This window comes from Pantoea sp. Ap-967, assembly GCF_011752565.1.
Lineage (GTDB): Bacteria > Pseudomonadota > Gammaproteobacteria > Pseudomonadales > Pseudomonadaceae > Aquipseudomonas.
The window spans coordinates 31424-50016 of the sequence record NZ_VWXK01000011.1 but is presented as its reverse complement, the minus strand read 5'-3'; the positions used below and the strand labels follow the sequence as shown (position 1 = coordinate 50016).

The window sequence follows — 18593 nt, the reverse complement described above, 5'->3', positions numbered from 1 at the left end:
GCATACCTGCTAGCTTTGCTGCGCATGAGAGGCGCTCTAAAGGGCCAAAGGACCTACACTGAGGCCCTTTGCTTAACCCCCGAATAACAGCTGCTGCTTATACGCCGATATAATTTTTAGAGCCGATTTTGTTGGCAATTTTTATGATGCTGAAGGGTTGGCCCAGAGTATCACCCGCCAAGGCCGCGTCCTGTTCGTTGGCGTGTACGCTAACCGGATCGCTCCCAATTTCCAGAAACACGCCCCAACACACCTGCCAGCCAGGCTCATCAAGGCTAGGTGCAAACACCTGAATTTCGTGGCTTCTACCCAGATCTACCGCGAACCCACGGCCTGGGAGGTCTTCCTCGGCTCGGACCGAGCGGCTGACGATACCAACGACTTCTCCCGCCTGGTTGAAAACGGGACCTCCGCTCATGCCTGGGGGCCAATCGGAGTCAACAATAAAAACAGGGCTAGGGTTGGAGGTGCCTACGCCATCAGGATACACCTCAAGAATTTTGCCATACGCCCCGTACATCCCTTCTGAAAGGAGCATCCGCTGTGAGTCCTCGTTCAACTCGGAAAGGTTCAGCTCGGGGTACCCAATAGCGAGAACCAAATCACCTACCTTGGGCTTCCAGTTGTTAACGCGCACCTTCAACGTTTGGGGTGTGCGAACGCCCGGGTCAAGTGGGGAAGCCTGCATTACCGCGAGGTCCATGGCGACTTTGCGCTCCGGCTTCCCTAACAAAAAACCGAGGGGGTTTTCGGAGTCCATCGTGGGAAAATGAGCGCCTGTGATAGGCACAAAGCAGGCGGGAGGAATGATGGCCTTGCCATACACCAAAGCGTGCATGCCTAGGAAAAGGATGGGGCGGCTGTTTTTGTCGTATTCGATAAAGTCGATGACATGATGGGCGGTGAGGAAGGTGCCAAATTCATTGATGTTGAACGCGGTGCCCAGCCCATAGATGGCTCCCGTAACGTCTTGCCGAAACACGGGTACGACGGCATTTCTCAGCCCGAATGGGTCCTGGATTCTGAAAGGGTGAAAAGGTCGTTCTAAATCCGGGATCAGAGGATAGCCCTTGTTGTTCGACGAACCCTCCATCTCACAGGTTTCAATCACGAATGGTACGAAGTGTTCCATGGAGACTCCTGTAGGCGATCCTGTCCATACCTTCGCAGCTCTATGCTGGATGATCGGTCAGTTGGCTCCAGCGTAAGCGGCAGAGACTACGCCAGCAAGGGCCGCCGCCCAGAATGATCTGGACGCAGGCCCTTCCGACGATTTCAGCTACTGATGCGGTAGCAAAGAGCGAGCACTGCACCAGGTCTACGCCCGCTCAGCTACTGATCTTTCGCGCTCACCTAGGCATTCGACAGGCCTTGAAGGCTGGGGTGATCCGGTAGGAGCGGGAATGTGATAGCCGAGGGCGCAGCGTGTGTTCGCATTGGAGTAAGTTGGTGTCCTTCACAAAAAAAGCTACACCAAAGGCTGTAACGGGTCGGAAGCACTCGTCTGTGATTATCCGTTTTGGCCGATTCCTGCCCTTCGTGGAGGGCAGGTATGGGCCGAAAGCTGCCCTCCACCAACGTTTGCTTTGGGTATCTGCCGGTTCACAGTGCGCTGGTCGTATCCGGTGCAAACAACTGGTCCAGTCGGATGCAAATGGGTGGTGAACTCGGTGTCCAAATCCCTACCCCTGGATAATCCCGCTCCAGGAGCGGGTATCGCCACGCCGCCATTCCCCAGCTTCATGGCCTGCGCATTAGGTTACCGAAGGGCAGACGCTGTAGGCCGGTAATGATGGGGGCAGTTGCGAGATGTCGAGCAAAGTAGAAATTGGTAGAGCGGGCAATCGCGGTTTGATTGATCACCGCTACCTGGTCATCCGTTAGGAAGCAGTCGGGCATATCGGCGACGATGGCCACCCGAGGGGACACAGGGACGATCATCATGTCCTCGAAGCAGTCCGGCACTAAGAAATCGTGGATCGGTGAGCGCACGATTCCCCACTGCATCGCTTGGTTCGCGTGTATGAAGCAGTCTTGATAGCCGATGACTTGGACGCTGGCCAGCAACCTCCCCTTCATCACGCCATCAGATGCGTACAGCATGTGCTTACTCTCCAGCACCTCTTGCTGAGCTTTGGTCAGCGTCTCACTGGCTACTCCGTTGATCGTCACATCCCCAAGACCTTCATTCCGGAATCGTTGACGCGTCCGCCAGAGGGAGAAAAATTCCTCAACGACTCGTTTTTCCCAGATCCCGATTGTATTCACCCTGCCACGCTCAATGGCATCAGCCAGGGCTTGGAACCTGTCTTCAATTTGCTTTCCTATCCCAACCTCAGTCCGCTGATCCCACACGCGCTGGGCACAGAAAATCGGATTGTTGGGTTTGAGTCGCATGACTTTCTGGTGCGGGATTGAGAAAACCTCCACAAAGCCATCCAAGCCTGCAAATCGCTGGATACTGGCCTTCGGGAAGACATGCTGATTGATCGTAAATTGATGGGGGTTGCCAGGCTGGGTAGGCTCATACTTCACATACAGACCCTCTAGGTCGAGACAATGAGAGTGTAGCTAGGAGCCTCCCTCCAGGCATCCCAGAGGCAGTTATCAAAGCAGGATGCACCTGCCCGCCCCTGGATACCTCCTGCTCTAGGAGCAGGTCTATCAAGGGAGAAACTACAGGAAGCCACCCTTGGGTGACGGTCATGATTTCTGAGGCTTAACCGCCTTCGGCTTCACTCCCTTCAGCCTAGTGCGTACCGGGGCATCAGAGCGCTCACGGTCTATGACCGGCAACGGACGGTTCAACTGCGACTCGTGCAAGCCAGCAATCGAAGCGTTATATTGCCAAGTCAGAAATTTCTCTAGCAACTGAGAATTCTCAGTCTTCAATGCCTGGATCTCCGACTCTAGACGCGCAATTCGATCTCCCGCGATCTTCAAGCTGGAAGGCGCAGGAATCCGAACCACTTCTTCACTGGCCTTCTTCTTAGCTTGAGTAAAAGCGCGTTTGATCTCTAAATGCGTGTATAGCGACTGGCGTGTTGGACGCTTCCCAACGAGGCCAGCCACTTTGTCGCAGAGCAACTCCCAACTTAAAGCACCTTCCCAGCTTAACAACTGGTCAGCGATTGCGCGGATATCATCCTTGGTCAGGTGCTTGGCCATCTACATCATCTCCATCAAATTGGCCAAGCGGTTACTCAGCTCTTCAGAAATAGCCTTGGTAAGCATCTCACCTCGCGCACGAAGCGCACGTGCAGAATGGCTTGGCTGATTCTCTCGACGCAGCCTGATGAAAGACCCTTCTGGCACACTATCATCCTTCAAAATCCCAACCAGCTCGCGCATCCTCGCAGCAGATAAACTATGGTGCTCGTACCATCGATCAGCCCCGTAATGCCCCTCATTCATCGCGGCCTCGGACGCAGCCAACTGCTCCTCAATGTCAGCCAATTGCGACTCGATCTCTTCTTTCGTATCTGGCCGTTTTTCGCAAAGGTGCTCATTGCAGTTCAAGCATTCTCGGAACTGACCGCAAGGAGCAGCGGCAAAGTCGTGGAGGCAGAATCCATAGCGCGACCTATGCACAGGCCCTTTCGGAGCTAGTTCGTAAGCTTCTCGGCTTACGGGTTCACAATGGATTAGGACCGACTGATCATAACCAGCGGCAAGCTGTACCGCCTCGTATTTCGCAGCCAACTCTTTCGGCGTGAGGTGATTGTAGACGCGGTTTTGCTTAGGATCAGCGCGCCCTGCGAATCGCGCAATATCGTCTTCCGAAAGACCACCACGATGCCCCATCGTGTCGATCATATGACGCATTTGATGAGTAGTGATCTTCATCTCCGAACCATCCGAATGGCGGAAGCCATACCGAGCGAAGATACTTGTATGCGCCCCTTCCTCTAAGCTTTCACGCGGAGAAAGATCATTATTGACGATGTTCACGCTTGGCAACCAAGGGAGCACCCGCAAGGTTCCGCGCTGTGCATGGAGCCGGTTCTGCTGCATGGCAAAAAGAGCATCACCGTAATTAACGCCTGCCTTTTCACTGACGACCGGGAATTTTTTATCAACTCGATCCTTAAGCTTATCCCACAGCGCGTCCAGCGTAATAACATCACCTTTCTTAAAACCATAGAGATGATACATACGCTGCTTAGCTTCATGTGCTGGCAATCCGAAGCCCAGAGCTTCGCATGCTTCCACTTCAGTCAGAATCTTGGTTCGATCTTTATGTCTGGAATCAGGATGAATAAACATTTGGTCAGGATTAGCCTCTAGCCATTTACCTAACGCCCTGCCTTCTTCGGTAATTGTTCTGATGCGTTTCAGCGCTTCTTGGACAATCGGCACCATGACCGTGGGCACAGGCTTCAGATTGGCACCGAATCCCTTACCGGAAAAATAGCCTATTCGATAAACCGGATCACCATACTTATCAACATCGTGAACCTCGCAATTATTCGGCAGGCTCAAGACTTCTGAAATGCGAACGCTTCCGCTCATCAGCAATGCAAAAACGGAGGTGGTGAATATATCCCTCGGATCGTCAGTTACATTGGCAAAGATGTCCGCGAGGGCCAGCACCGCATCGGGATGAGGGAGCTTTTTCTCCCTTGCTTCACTAGCCTTCTTTCCGGTCCGTGCTGCGCTGTCAGGTCGAGCGATTGGATTCACCCACGTTGCGCACGACACCGGGATCAAGCCGTTCTCACTGACAAACTTGGCCAACCGCTGAAGCTCACGGCCGCATTGGTATGCAACAGCGGTGTAATATTCTCGCGCTACGAGAGCAGCTTGATCAAGCACAGAGCTATTTAACTTTAGGATATCGGGTTGACCGTGCAATTCGGTCAGTACCTTCTCTAACACTTTAAGTGCCTTAGTTTCATTTTTAGTACCAGTTGGATTATGGCCCTGCTGATATCTGAAATAGGCTTTCGCAAATGAAATGAATGGCTCTGCCATCTTATCATCAATGCTTGTAGACCGAGAACCGGAACCAAGCTTAGTGAAATTAGCAGCCTTCGGCCATAGCCAAGCATCAAAATCCAACTCTTTGCCAAAGACAGTTAATTCGTTCCGACACCTATCAATGAATTCTTTTAAGTTTTCTTGGGCGCTCAGCTCCGCCCTGCTTGTGAAATGAAATAGATTACTCATTTGCCTTGGACCTTTTACGCTCATCACATTTACGAATTACTTCTGCAACTGCGACAATGGTGCGATCCAGTACGGCAGCAACAGCTAAGTCACCTGTATCAGCAAGGATTTGCTCACGCTCTTCTATCAGCTCGATATAAAGTTCTTCGTGCGGGCCATCTGCCCACGGTTGGAAATTAACGCAGGTGTAGCATGGGCGCGGTGCATTCATGCCGCAATACGAAAAATTACCGCAGGTACCCACACCACATTTTTTGTGTTTGACTCGGCTCGAAGGATCTGACCCGCGTAACGCATCCAGCTCAGAATCTACTAGATTTCCAGCGAACGCCTGAGCATATACCGCCAGCTGAAATCCCAAAGCCTCATCAATCTTTTTTAGATGCTCAGGTGCATTCTCAGTATACACGTCCACATGCTGGGTATCTGAATGATCAAGAAGCTCAGCAATGACATATTTACTCACACCCTCGCGAGCTGCTCGTGTACCGAGCGTGTACCTGAATCGCTTCGCGAAAACATGCAGCGCATCATTTGTTCTCTCCGAAATAACCCCGAGATTCTCTACGGTCGTAGTCAGCGTGTCGGTAAAAACCTTAGTTCGGACATGCAAGATATCTGTAGGAAGGGCCGCGATCAGCTCGGCAGTAGTGGCAACCGGCAGCTTGCGTTTACTCGGAAAGAGAGGAAGCATTTTCTGCTGATCAAAGCTCAGCATGAACCCAGCATCTTCAAATCTTTTCCAGACTTTTTGCTTGTGGCTTTCCAGAAGCTCCCACATGCTCTTTGTCAGCTGGTATGTTTTAAATTCATCACGGAACGACCCGCCTTCCTGCTTCGCCCTAGGAATATGAAGGAAGTAGTCTTCCCCTCCATCTCCGAGAGGAACGGAAATGAGGTCACCGCATTTCAAATGGGTAAGCTGTGTGGGGCGTCGACCTGTGGTAGCGAGGATCAGGCAAACACAGAGATCATAGAGGTCAATTGCGCCTGATTCATACCCGAAAACTAGGCGATCATTGAATTCTGCGAACTCGAAATCCGACAACGCGCCCTTCTCAGGGTCCATGGACTTGATCGCCAAGCCCTTCTCGCGCCCGCGCAACCTCCAGCTATCCAACATGCTTACAACATCTTTCGCTACCCCTGGGAAGCCAAAAACAAGCCATCGCCTGAAGAAGGGCCGGAGAATCTGTAAGTACTCTTGATTATCGCCAATTGCTGACTTGAAATTTATAAGCTGAACGGTATCAATTTTCCCATTTGTAGCTTCAAAGTATTTCCATAAAGCGTTCGCAACTGTGAAAACCGATGCAGCGGAGAAAGTTGTGCAATAGTGAGCCAGCATTTTACGGACAGCTGCCCTGTATTCTAGGGGCGTCCTGCTCATGACCAAGTCCAAATTTAGCGTATGGTCTTTACTCAGCTTCCAAGTGGAATCACCCGGCGAGAACTCCCAGCCCATGACCGATATGAGGGTAGAGGCATCGGTGGCAATCAGCTCACGAAAAGTCTCCTGTTCCGTTTGAGGCGATCTGGCGCCAGACGTAGCGATCATTGGCGTCATGATTTGAACTCCGGAATCTTGATATTTTCTTCCTGCATCTTCAAGCTATGCTCCCTAGCTTTTTTCTCAACGTACCTTTGAACATAGTGTTTCGCAGTACCACTGCCAAATTTCCAGCCCATGAGCTGCGAACGCATTAGCTCTTCTTCTGGTCCACTGACTTCGGCTGTTTCCATAAGCCTAGAGAATCGCTCATTCCAGTAATGCCTCAAATCATGACCTGAGAACTCGGCAAGCGGGGGGACGGCATCGCGCAAGCTATTGACGATGTTTTTATAATTGACGATTGAAAGAGGATGCCCTTGGGTAGGCCCCGATTTATGCGTCACAAAAACGAAACCATGTCTTTTGGCACCTGGGACATGGCGTCGATGATCAGTAATGTAGCGACGCAATTCGTTCATGAGCACGGCCTTTACAGGCAGTAATCGATCATTGGTTTTAACCAGTGGCTGATCGGGCCTAGGATCGTCTTTTTCGTCCGCACGGCGCATCACAGAGATTTGGTTCGCACCGAAGTCCAGATCTTCAATTTTCAGATTCAGCAGTTCGCCGCGCCGTATTCCTAGCTCATACATCACAGTGAATAGTAAGCGGTTTCGGATCTGCGTTGCAGGATCGTCCCAGATATTGAGATTGGAGCCAGGGCGAAGCAGTTCGATTACTGCTGCCACTGCCACTTCACTAAGACCTCTTTTTCTTTTTATGGTGTTTCTTTTTTTATTGATGGGCCGAAGTTCTTTCAAGGCCTGGGTGATCCGGGCTAGCTCGTCTGGATCGCGCGGTGCCCGTAGGTATTGTTTCGCGAGCCAGTCAATGTATTTGGTAGCCACGCCAACCCTGGCGTGCATGACCTCCTTCGACACCGTTGCTCGAAGGGAGAAGAAAGAGATCCCATGCTTCTTTTCAGGCTGATCAAGCAAGCGGCGCTGGAATGCCCCTCTGAGGGCTTCTACCTCGAATGGTTCCAGGACGTACCCTGCCGACATGCGAGACACCAGGTCCACACCTGCTTCGTCCATGGCTTGGAGGAATGCGCACAGGTGCCCTGCGGAGTTTGTAAGCGTTGAGGAAGAGCGGCTGCTGTTCCTCACCTGGGTCGTGAGATACAGATTGGGATAGTAGAGAGGCATCCCCCCAGCACCTACCACCACGCAAGATCTCTCCCCCTCCTTGAAGCTGAAGTTTTTGATTTTAGCCACCCTGGCCGGTGTGACTGTTAAATTCTTTACAACCATGACTAACTATCCTCCCGGCCACATATGACCGTCTAATTTTTACTTATTTTTGGGCATAGAAAAAGCCCCAGGGGCCTAGCACCTGGGGCTTTTGGAGAAAAAACTTTACAAATAGGTCTCAGCTATATCCTAGAACGGAATATCGTCATCAAAGCTGTCAAAGTCAGCCGCCGGCTGTGGTGCTGGCTGCTGTGGCGCTGGGCGCTGTTGTTGCTGCGGGCGTGGCGCTTGCTGGCGCGGGGCCTGGTTGTACTGTTGCTGTTGGCCGCCACCGTAGTTGCCGCCACCCTGGTTGTAAGGGTCGCCGCCCTGCTGCTGGTTCTGCGGACGACCGCCGAGCAGCTGCATGGTGCCGTTGATGTCGACGATGATCTCAGTGGTATAGCGCTTGATGCCGTCTTTTTCCCACTCGCGGGTCTGCAGCTTGCCTTCGATGTAGCACTGCGAACCTTTGCGCAGGTATTCGCCGGCAATTTCGGCAACCTTGCCGAACAGCGACACACGGTGCCACTCGGTACGCTCGACCTTCTGGCCCGACTGCTTGTCGGTCCACTGCTCGCTGGTGGCCAGGCTCAGGTTGGTCACGGCGTTACCGTTGGGCAGGTAGCGGACTTCGGGATCCTGGCCACAGGTGCCGACCAGAATGACTTTGTTAACCCCACGGGCCATAACGTTCTCCTAGGCTTCGCACGCCGAAGAGGCTGGGTTCACCAGTCGCTCGAGGGTCGCACGGTCCAAAATTTTCGTATCCAGTTTGATATAGATGGCGGCCTCTTCTGCCACCACCACAGCGTCGGTCACACCCGGCACGGCCATCAGGCGCTCGGTCAGGCCGGCTTCGCGGACTGCTTCCGGCGTCAGCGGCATGCGCAGGCTGGTCACATAGGGCGGCTCGTTCATGCTCAAGGCGACGACCAGCCAGATGGCACACAGCACCGCGCAACCGAGGAACACCGTGTTCAGCCCACCGTGCTGGAACAACCAGCCACCGAGGATGCCGCCCAGCGCCGCACCGAGGAACTGGCTGGTGGAGTAAACCCCCATCGCCGTCCCCTTGCCACCGGCAGGCGACACTTTGCTCACCAGTGAAGGCAACGACGCCTCCAGCAGGTTGAATGCGGTAAAGAATACCACGGTGCCAATCACCAGTCCGCGCAAACCGTCAGCCCACTCCCAGAAGTATATCTCCGTCAGCAGCAAGACACCGACCGCGCCGGCCAACACACGTTTCATCTTGCGCTTTTTTTCGCCGTAGATGATGAACGGGACCATTGCAAAAAATGAGATGAACAGCGCGGTCAGGTATACCCACCAGTGCTGCTCCTTGGGCAGGCCGCCGCGCTCGACGAACGCCAGGGGCAGTGCGACGAAGCTCGCCATGAGGATGGCGTGAAGGATGAAGATGCTTGCGTCCAGGCGCAGAAGGTCCGGATGGCGCAGGGTCGGGCCGAGTGCCTGGCGCGCCACGCCCGACTCGCGGTGCTGCAGCGTGCTGTGGGTGTTGGGCACCACGAAGGCGATCAGCAGGATACCGACGAGGGCAAGTCCTGCAGTGGCCAGGAACAATCCCGACAAGCCGAAGTGGCTTGTGAGCACTGGCCCGATCACCATGGCCACGGCGAACGACAGGCCAATGCTCATGCCGATCATGGCCATGGCCTTGGTGCGATGCTGTTCGCGGGTCAGGTCCGAGAGCAAGGCCATGACCGCGGCGGAAATCGCCCCGGCACCTTGCAGGATGCGCCCGGCAATCACGCCCCAGATGGAGTCGGCCTGGGCGGCCAGGACGCTGCCCAGGGCAAAGATCACCAGCCCCAGGTAAATCACCGGGCGGCGACCGATGCGGTCGGAAATCATCCCGAATGGAATCTGCAATACTGCCTGGGTCAGGCCATAGGCGCCAATCGCCAGGCCGATCAATGCAGGGCTGGCCCCGGCCAGGTCCATGCCGTAGGTGGCCAGCACCGGCAAGACCATGAACATGCCCAGCATACGAAAGGCAAAGACCAGGGCCAGGCCGCCAGCAGCGCGGGTTTCGCCGCTGCTCATGCGCTCGTTGTGGGTGTCGTGCATGGATTAACCTCGTGTGAACCGGCGGCGATTCTATCAGTCCGACAGCTTGACGGCATCTACGCGACGCTTTGCCGCGTACTGGCAGGGCGCCGTATACTTCCTTGTTTATGCCCGCCGAGCGAGGCCGCAGTGGACAAGATCCTGATTCGTGGGGCACGTACCCACAACCTGAAGAACATCGACCTGACCCTGCCGCGGGACAAACTGATCGTGATCACCGGCCTGTCCGGATCCGGCAAGTCGTCCCTGGCGTTCGACACCCTCTACGCCGAAGGCCAGCGCCGCTACGTCGAGTCGTTGTCGGCCTATGCCCGGCAGTTCCTGTCGATGATGGAAAAGCCCGACGTCGACACCATCGAAGGCCTGTCGCCGGCCATTTCCATCGAGCAGAAGTCGACTTCGCACAACCCGCGCTCGACGGTCGGCACCATCACCGAAATCTACGACTACCTGCGCCTGCTGTATGCCCGCGTCGGTACGCCACGCTGCCCGGACCACGATATCCCGCTGGAAGCGCAAACCATCAGCCAGATGGTCGACCTGGTGCTGGAGCGCCCCGAAGGCAGCAAGCTGATGCTGCTGGCGCCAGTGGTGCGTGAGCGCAAGGGCGAGCACCTGGCGGTGTTCGACGAGCTGCGCGCCCAGGGCTTCGTGCGCGCACGGGTCAACGGCAAGCTCTACGAGCTGGACGAACTGCCCAAGCTGGACAAGCAGAAAAAGCACAGCATCGATGTGGTGGTGGACCGTTTCAAGGTTCGCGCCGACCTGCAGCAGCGCCTGGCCGAATCGTTCGAGACGGCACTGAAGCTGGCCGACGGCATCGCCCTGGTAGCACCGATGGACGACGAGCCAGGCGATGAAATGATCTTCTCCGCGCGCTTTGCCTGCCCGGTGTGCGGCCACGCGATCAGCGAGCTGGAACCCAAGCTGTTTTCGTTCAACAACCCGGCCGGTGCCTGCCCGACCTGTGACGGCCTGGGGGTGAAGCAGTTCTTCGACACCAAGCGCCTGGTCAACAGCGAGCTGACCTTGGCCGAAGGCGCGATTCGCGGTTGGGACCGGCGTAACGTCTACTACTTCCAGATGCTCGGCTCGCTGGCGGCGCATTACGGTTTCAGCCTTGAGGAGCCGTTCGGCGAGCTGTCGGCCGAGCACCAGAAGGTGATCCTGGGCGGCAGCGGCAAGCAGAGCGTTGACTTCAAGTACCTCAACGACCGTGGCGATATCGTCAAGCGCTCGCACCCGTTCGAAGGCATCGTGCCGAACCTGGAGCGGCGCTACCGGGAAACCGAGTCGGCCACCGTGCGCGAGGAACTGGCCAAGTTCCTCGGCACCCAGCCCTGCCCGGACTGCCGCGGCACCCGCTTGCGCCGTGAAGCCCGCCATGTGTGGGTGGGCGAGAAAACCCTGCCGGCGGTGACCAACCTGCCGATTGGCGAAGCCAGCCAGTACTTCGGCGAGCTGACCCTCACCGGCCGCCGTGGCGAGATCGCCGCGAAGATCCTCAAGGAAATTTGCGAGCGCCTGCAGTTCCTGGTGAACGTCGGCCTCGACTACCTGACCCTGGACCGCAGCGCCGATACGCTGTCCGGCGGCGAGGCCCAGCGTATCCGCCTGGCGAGCCAGATCGGTGCGGGTTTGGTCGGGGTGATGTACATCCTCGATGAACCGTCCATCGGCCTTCATCAACGGGACAACGACCGCCTGCTGGCCACCCTCAACCACCTGCGCGACCTGGGCAATACGGTGATCGTGGTGGAGCACGACGAGGACGCCATTCGCCTGGCCGACTACGTGGTCGACATCGGCCCGGGTGCCGGTGTGCACGGTGGGCAGATCGTCGCCGAGGGCACGCCTCAGGAGGTCATGGACCACCCTGACTCGCTGACCGGCAAATACCTCTCGGGGCGCAAGAAGATTGTCGTACCGGCCAAGCGCACCCCGCGCAACAAGAAGCTGCAACTCAAGCTCAAGGGCGCGCGTGGCAACAACCTGCAGAACGTCGACCTGGAAGTTCCAATCGGCCTGCTGACCTGCGTGACCGGCGTATCCGGCTCTGGCAAGTCGACGCTGATCAACAACACCTTGTTCCCGCTGGCCGCCACCGCCCTGAACGGCGCAAGCACCCTGGAAGCCGCGGCGCACAGCAGCATGGATGGCCTGCAGCACCTGGACAAGGTGGTCGACATTGACCAGAGCCCGATTGGTCGCACGCCGCGCTCGAACCCGGCAACCTACACCGGCATCTTCACGCCGATCCGCGAGCTGTTTTCCGGCGTGCCGGAATCGCGCTCGCGTGGCTACGGCCCGGGGCGTTTCTCGTTCAACGTCAAGGGCGGGCGCTGCGAAGCCTGCCAGGGCGATGGCCTGATCAAGGTGGAGATGCACTTCCTGCCGGACATCTACGTGCCGTGCGACGTGTGCAAGAGCAAGCGCTACAACCGCGAAACCCTGGAGATCAAGTACAAGGGCAAGAACATCCACGAGGTGCTGGAAATGACCATCGAGGATGCCCGTGAGTTCTTCGATGCGGTGCCGGCGCTGGCGCGCAAGCTGCAAACGCTGATGGACGTGGGCCTTTCGTACATCAAGCTGGGGCAGTCGGCGACGACCCTGTCTGGCGGTGAGGCGCAGCGGGTGAAGCTGTCGCGCGAGTTGTCCAAGCGCGATACCGGCAAGACCCTGTACATCCTCGACGAACCCACCACCGGCTTGCATTTCGCCGACATCCAGCAGTTGCTGGACGTGCTGCATCGCCTGCGCGACCACGGCAACACCGTGGTGGTGATCGAGCATAACCTGGATGTGATCAAGACCGCCGACTGGCTGGTGGACCTGGGGCCGGAGGGTGGTTCCAAGGGTGGGCAGATCATTGCCTGCGGTACGCCGGAGGAACTGAGCAAGATGAAGCAGTCCTATACCGGGCATTACCTGAAGCCGCTGCTGGAGCGGGATCGGGCTTGACGGCCGTGGGGGCGCTTTGCGCCCCATTCGCGGCACAAGGCCGCTCCTACAGGGGGATGCATCACCCTGGAGCTATGCGATTGCCTGGGGGCGCGTTGCGCCCCATTCACAACAAAAAAGGCCGCTCCTACAGGGGAACGCATCAAGCCGGGGCCGTGCGATTGCCTGTAGGAGCGGCCTTGTGCCGCGAATGGGCTGCAACGCAGCCCCGCGCTTACATCTGCGACTGCAGGTAGTTCTCCAGGCCAATGGCCTTGATCAAGCCCTGCTGCTTCTCAAGCCAATAGGTGTGGTCTTCTTCAGTGTCGGCCAGCTGCGCGCGCAGGATGTCGCGGCTGATGTAGTCCTTGTGCAGCTCGCACAGCTCGATGCCCTTGCACAGTGCGCCACGCACCTTGTACTCAAGCTTGAGGTCGGCCTCGATCATTTCCGGCACGGTGCTGCCCACTTCCAGGTCGTCGGCGCGCATGTCCGGGGTACCTTCGAGCATCAGGATGCGGCGCATCAGGGCATCGGCGTGCTGCGTCTCTTCTTCCATCTCGTGGTTGATACGCTCGTAGAGCTTGGACAGGCCCCAGTCTTCGTACATGCGCGAGTGGATGAAGTACTGGTCGCGTGCGGCCAGTTCGCCCTTCAGCAACGTGACGAGGTAGTTGATTACGTCCGGGTGACCTTGCATCGCCCTGCTTCTCCCTGTGAATACGCTAGATGCACATAGTGTGAACCAGCTTTTGCTCGCGGTCACTGAAAAACGCGCAATCAGAAGCAAAAAATCGGTTAAACAGTAGTGATATTCATTGAAAAACCGCCCAAATGAGGGCGGTTCTACTTCTCATTTCGACTCAGGCGAGATTCAGCCCCAGGGCCTTGGCGATGCCCTCGCCGTAGGCAGGGTCAGCCTTGAAGAAGTACTGCAACTGGCGCTGGATAACGTCTTCGCTCACTCCCGCCATGGCGCCGGCGATGTTGTTGATCAGCAGCGCCTGCTGCTCGGCATTCATCAGCCGGAACAGCGCGCCGGCGTGGCTGTAGTAGTCGTTGTCCTCACGGTGATCGTGGCGGTCGGCAGCGCCGCCAAGGGCCAGGGCTGGCTCGGCGTGGCGCGGCGACTGCTTCGGCGCATCGCTGTAGCTGTTGGGCTCGTAGTTCGGCGCACTGCCGTAGCTGCCCGTGGCCATGGCGCCATCACGCTGGTAGCTGTTCACCACACTGCGCGGCGCATTGACCGGCAACTGCTGGTGGTTGGTGCCCACACGGTAGCGGTGCGCATCGGCGTAGGCGAACACGCGGCCCTGCAGCATGCGGTCTGGGGACAGGCCAACACCGGGGACCATGTTGCTCGGCCCGAACGCCGCCTGCTCGACTTCGGCAAAGTAGTTGAGCGGGTTGCGGTTCAGCTCCAGCACGCCCACTTCGATCAGCGGATGGTCTTTCTGCGACCAGGTCTTGGTCACGTCGAACGGGTTCTCGGCACGGCCGGCAGCCTCTGCTTCGCTCATCACCTGAATGCACACGGTCCAACGTGGGAAGTCACCACGCTCAATAGCTTGGAACAGGTCACGCTGGGCGTAATCCGGGTCAGTGCCCGCCAGGCGTGCGGCATCGGCCGGAGCCAGGTTCTTGATGCCTTGCTGGGTCTTGAAGTGCCATTTGACCCAGGTGCGCTCACCCTGGGCGCTGATCAAGCTGTAGGTGTGGCTGCCGAAACCGTGCATGTGGCGATAGCCGTCCGGGATGCCTCGGTCGGAGAACAGGATGGTGACCTGGTGCAGCGCCTCGGGCGAGTGCGACCAGAAGTCCCACATCATCTGGGCGTTTTTCAGGTTGCTTTGCGGGTGGCGTTTCTGGGTGTGGATAAAGTCCGGGAACTTGAGCGGGTCGCGGATGAAGAACACCGGGGTGTTGTTGCCAACGATGTCCCAGTTGCCTTCTTCGGTGTAGAACTTCAGCGCAAAGCCACGGGGGTCACGCTCGGTATCGGCCGAGCCACGCTCGCCACCAACGGTGGAGAAGCGCAGGAAGGTTTCGGTCTGCTTGCCGACCTGCTCGAACAGGCGGGCGCTGGTGTACTGGGTAATGTCGCGGGTCACCGTGAAGGTGCCGTAGGCGCCCGAGCCTTTTGCATGAACACGGCGCTCAGGGATGTTCTCACGGTTGAAGTGGGCAAGCTTCTCGATCAGGTGGAAGTCGTCGAGCAGCAGCGGGCCGCGTGGGCCTGCGGAACGGGAATTCTGGTTGTCGGCTACAGGTGCACCGCTGGCGGTGGTCAGGATCTTGCTCATGGGCTCTCCTTATCGGTCTTCGAGTGCCGGCTAATCGGCTTGATAAGGAGTATCGACGAGCGGTCGTTTCAGAACAAATTCATTACATGACTTGTATCAATAGAAATAAACAATACCTGCAGACACAAAAAACCGGGCACTAGGCCCGGTTCTTTGTAGCAGACAGAACGTCTTACTCAGCAGCTTCTACAGCACCGCCGACCGGACGATCAACCAGCTCGACGTACGCCATAGGCGCGTTGTCGCCAGCGCGGAAACCGCACTTCAGGATGCGCAGGTAGCCGCCCTGACGGGTGGCGTAACGCTTGCCCAGGTCGTTGAACAGTTTGCCAACAGCGGACTTCGAACGGGTACGGTCGAAGGCCAGACGGCGGTTAGCAACGCTGTCTTCCTTGGCCAGGGTGATCAGCGGCTCGGCAACGCGGCGCAGTTCCTTGGCTTTCGGCAGGGTGGTTTTGATCAGCTCGTGCTCGATCAGCGACACTGCCATGTTCTGGAACATAGCCTTGCGGTGAGAGCTGGTACGGCTCAGGTGACGTCCACTTTTACGATGACGCATGATTCATTCCTTACCAAACACTACGTTCGGTGATTACGACGATCAGGCGGTCGCCTTGTCGTCCTTCTTAAGACTTGCAGGCGGCCAGTTGTCGAGGCGCATGCCGAGAGACAGACCACGAGAGGCCAGAACGTCCTTGATTTCAGTCAGGGACTTCTTGCCAAGGTTAGGAGTCTTCAACAGCTCTACTTCGGTACGCTGAATCAGGTCGCCGATGTAGTAGATGTTCTCCGCCTTGAGGCAGTTGGCCGAACGTACAGTCAGTTCCAGGTCGTCAACCGGACGCAGCAGGATCGGATCGATCTCGTCTTCCTGCTCGACTACGACAGGCTCACTGTCACCTTTGAGGTCGACGAACGCGGCCAGCTGCTGTTGCAGGATGGTCGCAGCGCGGCGGATAGCCTCTTCAGGATCCAGGGTGCCGTTGGTTTCCAGATCAATGACCAGCTTGTCCAGGTTGGTACGCTGTTCAACACGGGCGTTTTCGACCACATAGGCGATACGACGCACCGGGCTGAATGAGGCGTCCAGCTGCAGACGGCCAATGCTACGGCTTTCGTCTTCGTCGGTTTGACGGGAGTCAGCCGGCTCGTAACCGCGACCACGAGCTACAGTGAGCTTCATGTTCAGGGCGCCATTGGACGCCAGGTTCGCGATTACGTGATCGGGGTTGACGATCTCGACATCGTGATCCAGCTGAATATCGGCAGCGGTAACCACCCCCGAACCCTTTTTCGACAAGGTCAGCGTAACTTCGTCACGACCGTGCAGTTTGATAGCCAGGCCTTTCAGGTTCAACAGGATTTCAATGACGTCTTCCTGAACACCTTCGATCGCGGAGTACTCATGGAGTACGCCATCGATCTCGGCCTCGACTACTGCACAGCCAGGCATGGAGGACAACAGGATGCGGCGCAGCGCGTTGCCCAGGGTATGGCCGAAACCACGCTCGAGAGGCTCGAGCGTGATTTTAGCGCGGGTCGGACTGACTACCTGCACATCAATATGGCGGGGAGTCAGGAACTCATTTACCGAAATCTGCATGGATGCACCTATTTTCTAGCCCTTACTTGGAGTAGAGCTCGACAATCAGGTTTTCGTTGATGTCGGCAGACAGGTCGCCGCGAGCAGGAACGTTCTTGAAAACGCCCGACTTCTTAGCGGAATCTACGTCTACCCACTCAACGCGGCCACGCTGGGCGCACAGTTCAAGGGCTTGAACAATGCGCAGCTGGTTCGACGATTTCTCGCGAACTGCGACCACGTCACCCGGACGAACTTGGTAGGATGGAATGTTTACAGTCTTACCGTTGACGCTGATCGCTTTGTGCGAAACCAGCTGACGGGACTCGGAACGAGTCGAGCCGAAGCCCATACGGTAAACGACGTTATCCAGACGGCACTCGAGCAGTTGCAGCAGGTTCTCACCGGTTGCGCCTTTTTTCGAGGCAGCAGCTTGGTAGTAACCGCGGAACTGACGCTCCAGAACACCGTAGATACGACGGACTTTTTGTTTCTCGCGCAGCTGGGTACCGTAGTCGGACTGACGGCCACGGCGCTGGCCGTGGATACCTGGGGCTGCTTCGATGTTGCACTTCGATTCCAGAGCGCGAACGCCGCTCTTCAGGAACAGGTCGGTGCCTTCACGACGAGACAGTTTGCATTTTGGACCAATGTAACGTGCCATTCTTCTGTCTCCTGATTACACGCGACGCTTCTTCGGCGGACGGCACCCGTTGTGCGGGATAGGCGTCACGTCGGTGATGCTGGCGATCTTGTAGCCGCAGCTGTTCAATGCACGAACGGCGGATTCACGACCTGGACCTGGACCCTTGACGTTGACGTCGAGGTTCTTCAGACCATATTCCAGCGCAGCTTGACCAGCACGCTCAGCAGCGATCTGAGCTGCGAACGGGGTGGATTTGCGCGAACCACGGAAACCCGAACCACCGGAAGTAGCCCAGGACAATGCGTTGCCCTGACGGTCGGTGATGGTCACGATGGTGTTGTTGAAAGAGGCATGGATGTGGGCGATGCCATCAACCACTGTCTTTTTGACTTTCTTACGAGGACGAGCAGCAGGTTTTGCCATGTCTATATTCCTGGGCGATTACTTGCGGATCGGCTTACGCGGGCCCTTACGGGTGCGTGCGTTGGTCTTGGTGCGCTGACCGCGAACCGGCAGACCTTTACGATGACGCAGGCCGCGGTAGCAACCCAGGTCCATCAAGCGTTTGATCTTCATGTTGATGTCACGACGCAGGTCACCTTCGGTGGTGAACTTCGCGACTTCGCCACGCAGGGTTTCGATTTGCTCGTCGCTCAGATCCTTGATCTTAGCGGCTGGGTTGACACCAGCGTCTGCACAGATCTTCTGTGCAGTTGTGCGACCGACACCATAGATGTAGGTCAGCGAGATAACAGTATGCTTGTTATCTGGAATGTTGACGCCTGCAATACGGGCCATTCAGTGGGACTCCAATTGACAGCTACCTACGCCCCGGAAGCCAAGAAATAGGGCGCGAGATAATATCGCTGTAGAAACGAATAATCAACCCAGCAGCACACTAGCTGCTGGGTTTGAAGCGCAGATCACACTCAGCCTTGGCGCTGTTTGTGACGCGGTTCCGCGCTGCAGATCACTCGTACGACGCCTTCGCGACGGATGATCTTGCAGTTACGGCACAGCTTTTTCACCGATGCACGAACTTTCATTACCGACTCCTCGAACCTTAGGGGCG

17 protein-coding genes are annotated in these 18593 nt (G+C 56.8%); 1 reads left to right on the top strand and 16 read right to left on the bottom strand.

All coding sequences use genetic code 11. From position 1 onward, the window contains the following. Positions 1-97: 97 nt before the first annotated feature. From F3J45_RS13660 to F3J45_RS13625, 8 genes are all read right to left on the bottom strand, one after another. A complete protein-coding gene (locus F3J45_RS13660) occupies positions 98-1132 on the bottom strand; it encodes a serine protease (protein ID WP_167063097.1) in 1035 nt (344 codons plus the stop codon). A gap of 608 nt (positions 1133-1740) precedes the next feature. Continuing rightward, positions 1741-2535 carry a DUF4238 domain-containing protein gene (locus F3J45_RS13655; RefSeq protein WP_167063094.1) on the bottom strand — a complete coding sequence of 265 codons (795 nt, stop codon included), beginning with the start codon at positions 2533-2535 and terminating at the stop codon, positions 1741-1743. 168 nt (positions 2536-2703) lie between these two features. Continuing rightward, positions 2704-3168 carry a hypothetical protein gene (locus F3J45_RS13650; protein ID WP_196110229.1) on the bottom strand — a complete coding sequence of 155 codons (465 nt, stop codon included), beginning with the start codon at positions 3166-3168 and terminating at the stop codon, positions 2704-2706. Further along, positions 3169-5169 carry an integrase gene (locus F3J45_RS13645; protein ID WP_205300513.1) on the bottom strand — a complete coding sequence of 667 codons (2001 nt, stop codon included), beginning with the start codon at positions 5167-5169 and terminating at the stop codon, positions 3169-3171. Beyond that, on the bottom strand, positions 5162-6736 hold the full coding sequence (locus F3J45_RS13640) for a site-specific integrase (protein WP_167063091.1): 1575 nt from the start codon (positions 6734-6736) through the stop codon (positions 5162-5164). The genes F3J45_RS13645 and F3J45_RS13640 overlap by 8 nt, the downstream gene beginning before the upstream one ends. After that, positions 6733-7974, bottom strand: coding sequence for a site-specific integrase (locus tag F3J45_RS13635; protein WP_167063088.1), 1242 nt, complete (start codon positions 7972-7974; stop codon positions 6733-6735). Before F3J45_RS13635 ends, F3J45_RS13640 begins: the two co-directional genes overlap by 4 nt. 129 nt (positions 7975-8103) lie before the next feature. Then, a complete protein-coding gene (locus tag F3J45_RS13630; RefSeq protein ID WP_167063085.1) occupies positions 8104-8643 on the bottom strand; it encodes a single-stranded DNA-binding protein in 540 nt (179 codons plus the stop codon). 9 nt (positions 8644-8652) lie between these two features. Beyond that, the gene (locus tag F3J45_RS13625) at positions 8653-10047 is read right to left on the bottom strand and encodes an MFS transporter (RefSeq protein ID WP_167063082.1); all 1395 of its coding nucleotides are present in this window, start codon (positions 10045-10047) and stop codon (positions 8653-8655) included. Between the two features lie 129 nt (positions 10048-10176). On the opposite strand from F3J45_RS13625, the gene uvrA reads away from it, so the two are divergent. Further along, the gene (gene uvrA, locus F3J45_RS13620) at positions 10177-13011 is read left to right on the top strand and encodes an excinuclease ABC subunit UvrA (RefSeq protein ID WP_167063079.1); all 2835 of its coding nucleotides are present in this window, start codon (positions 10177-10179) and stop codon (positions 13009-13011) included. A 214-nt stretch (positions 13012-13225) separates the two neighbouring features. Here uvrA and bfr read toward each other — a convergent pair whose 3' ends face one another. The 8 genes from bfr to rpmJ form a co-directional block, all read right to left on the bottom strand. Next, on the bottom strand, positions 13226-13690 hold the full coding sequence (gene bfr, locus F3J45_RS13615) for a bacterioferritin (protein WP_003257116.1): 465 nt from the start codon (positions 13688-13690) through the stop codon (positions 13226-13228). Positions 13691-13853: 163 nt separating this feature from the next. Continuing rightward, a complete protein-coding gene (locus F3J45_RS13610; RefSeq protein WP_167063076.1) occupies positions 13854-15293 on the bottom strand; it encodes a catalase in 1440 nt (479 codons plus the stop codon). A gap of 172 nt (positions 15294-15465) precedes the next feature. Beyond that, on the bottom strand, positions 15466-15852 hold the full coding sequence (gene rplQ / locus F3J45_RS13605; protein WP_003255451.1) for a 50S ribosomal protein L17: 387 nt from the start codon (positions 15850-15852) through the stop codon (positions 15466-15468). Between the two features lie 42 nt (positions 15853-15894). Continuing rightward, a complete protein-coding gene (gene rpoA, locus F3J45_RS13600) occupies positions 15895-16896 on the bottom strand; it encodes a DNA-directed RNA polymerase subunit alpha (RefSeq protein WP_003255452.1) in 1002 nt (333 codons plus the stop codon). 22 nt (positions 16897-16918) lie between these two features. Then, positions 16919-17539: a 30S ribosomal protein S4 gene (rpsD, locus tag F3J45_RS13595; RefSeq protein ID WP_012316514.1), complete on the bottom strand. Its 621-nt coding sequence runs from the start codon at positions 17537-17539 to the stop codon at positions 16919-16921. A 15-nt stretch (positions 17540-17554) separates the two neighbouring features. Continuing rightward, entirely contained in the window at positions 17555-17944 is a 390-nt protein-coding gene (rpsK, locus tag F3J45_RS13590) for a 30S ribosomal protein S11 (protein WP_003255454.1), read from the bottom strand. 18 nt (positions 17945-17962) lie between these two features. Beyond that, the gene (rpsM, locus tag F3J45_RS13585; protein ID WP_003255457.1) at positions 17963-18319 is read right to left on the bottom strand and encodes a 30S ribosomal protein S13; all 357 of its coding nucleotides are present in this window, start codon (positions 18317-18319) and stop codon (positions 17963-17965) included. A 131-nt stretch (positions 18320-18450) separates the two neighbouring features. After that, positions 18451-18567, bottom strand: a complete 117-nt coding sequence (gene rpmJ / locus F3J45_RS13580) for a 50S ribosomal protein L36 (protein ID WP_002555468.1) — start codon at positions 18565-18567, stop codon at positions 18451-18453. Positions 18568-18593 lie beyond the last annotated feature (26 nt).

Excerpts from the sequence above, each read along its gene's own strand:
- F3J45_RS13630 (WP_167063085.1), bottom strand. The coding sequence starts at position 8,643 with ATGGCCCGTGGGGTTAACAAAGTCATTCTGGTCGGCACCTGTGGCCAG.
- F3J45_RS13640 (WP_167063091.1), bottom strand. The coding sequence starts at position 6,736 with ATGACGCCAATGATCGCTACGTCTGGCGCCAGATCGCCTCAAACGGAA.
- rplQ (WP_003255451.1), bottom strand. The coding sequence starts at position 15,852 with ATGCGTCATCGTAAAAGTGGACGTCACCTGAGCCGTACCAGCTCTCAC.
- rpsM (WP_003255457.1), bottom strand. The coding sequence starts at position 18,319 with ATGGCCCGTATTGCAGGCGTCAACATTCCAGATAACAAGCATACTGTT.
- F3J45_RS13610 (WP_167063076.1), bottom strand. The coding sequence starts at position 15,293 with ATGAGCAAGATCCTGACCACCGCCAGCGGTGCACCTGTAGCCGACAAC.
- F3J45_RS13660 (WP_167063097.1), bottom strand. The coding sequence starts at position 1,132 with ATGGAACACTTCGTACCATTCGTGATTGAAACCTGTGAGATGGAGGGT.
- F3J45_RS13645 (WP_205300513.1), bottom strand. The coding sequence starts at position 5,169 with ATGAGTAATCTATTTCATTTCACAAGCAGGGCGGAGCTGAGCGCCCAA.
- F3J45_RS13650 (WP_196110229.1), bottom strand. The coding sequence starts at position 3,168 with ATGGCCAAGCACCTGACCAAGGATGATATCCGCGCAATCGCTGACCAG.
- rpsD (WP_012316514.1), bottom strand. The coding sequence starts at position 17,539 with ATGGCACGTTACATTGGTCCAAAATGCAAACTGTCTCGTCGTGAAGGC.
- F3J45_RS13635 (WP_167063088.1), bottom strand. The coding sequence starts at position 7,974 with ATGGTTGTAAAGAATTTAACAGTCACACCGGCCAGGGTGGCTAAAATC.
- rpmJ (WP_002555468.1), bottom strand. The coding sequence starts at position 18,567 with ATGAAAGTTCGTGCATCGGTGAAAAAGCTGTGCCGTAACTGCAAGATC.
- rpsK (WP_003255454.1), bottom strand. The coding sequence starts at position 17,944 with ATGGCAAAACCTGCTGCTCGTCCTCGTAAGAAAGTCAAAAAGACAGTG.
- rpoA (WP_003255452.1), bottom strand. The coding sequence starts at position 16,896 with ATGCAGATTTCGGTAAATGAGTTCCTGACTCCCCGCCATATTGATGTG.
- bfr (WP_003257116.1), bottom strand. The coding sequence starts at position 13,690 with ATGCAAGGTCACCCGGACGTAATCAACTACCTCGTCACGTTGCTGAAG.
- F3J45_RS13625 (WP_167063082.1), bottom strand. The coding sequence starts at position 10,047 with ATGCACGACACCCACAACGAGCGCATGAGCAGCGGCGAAACCCGCGCT.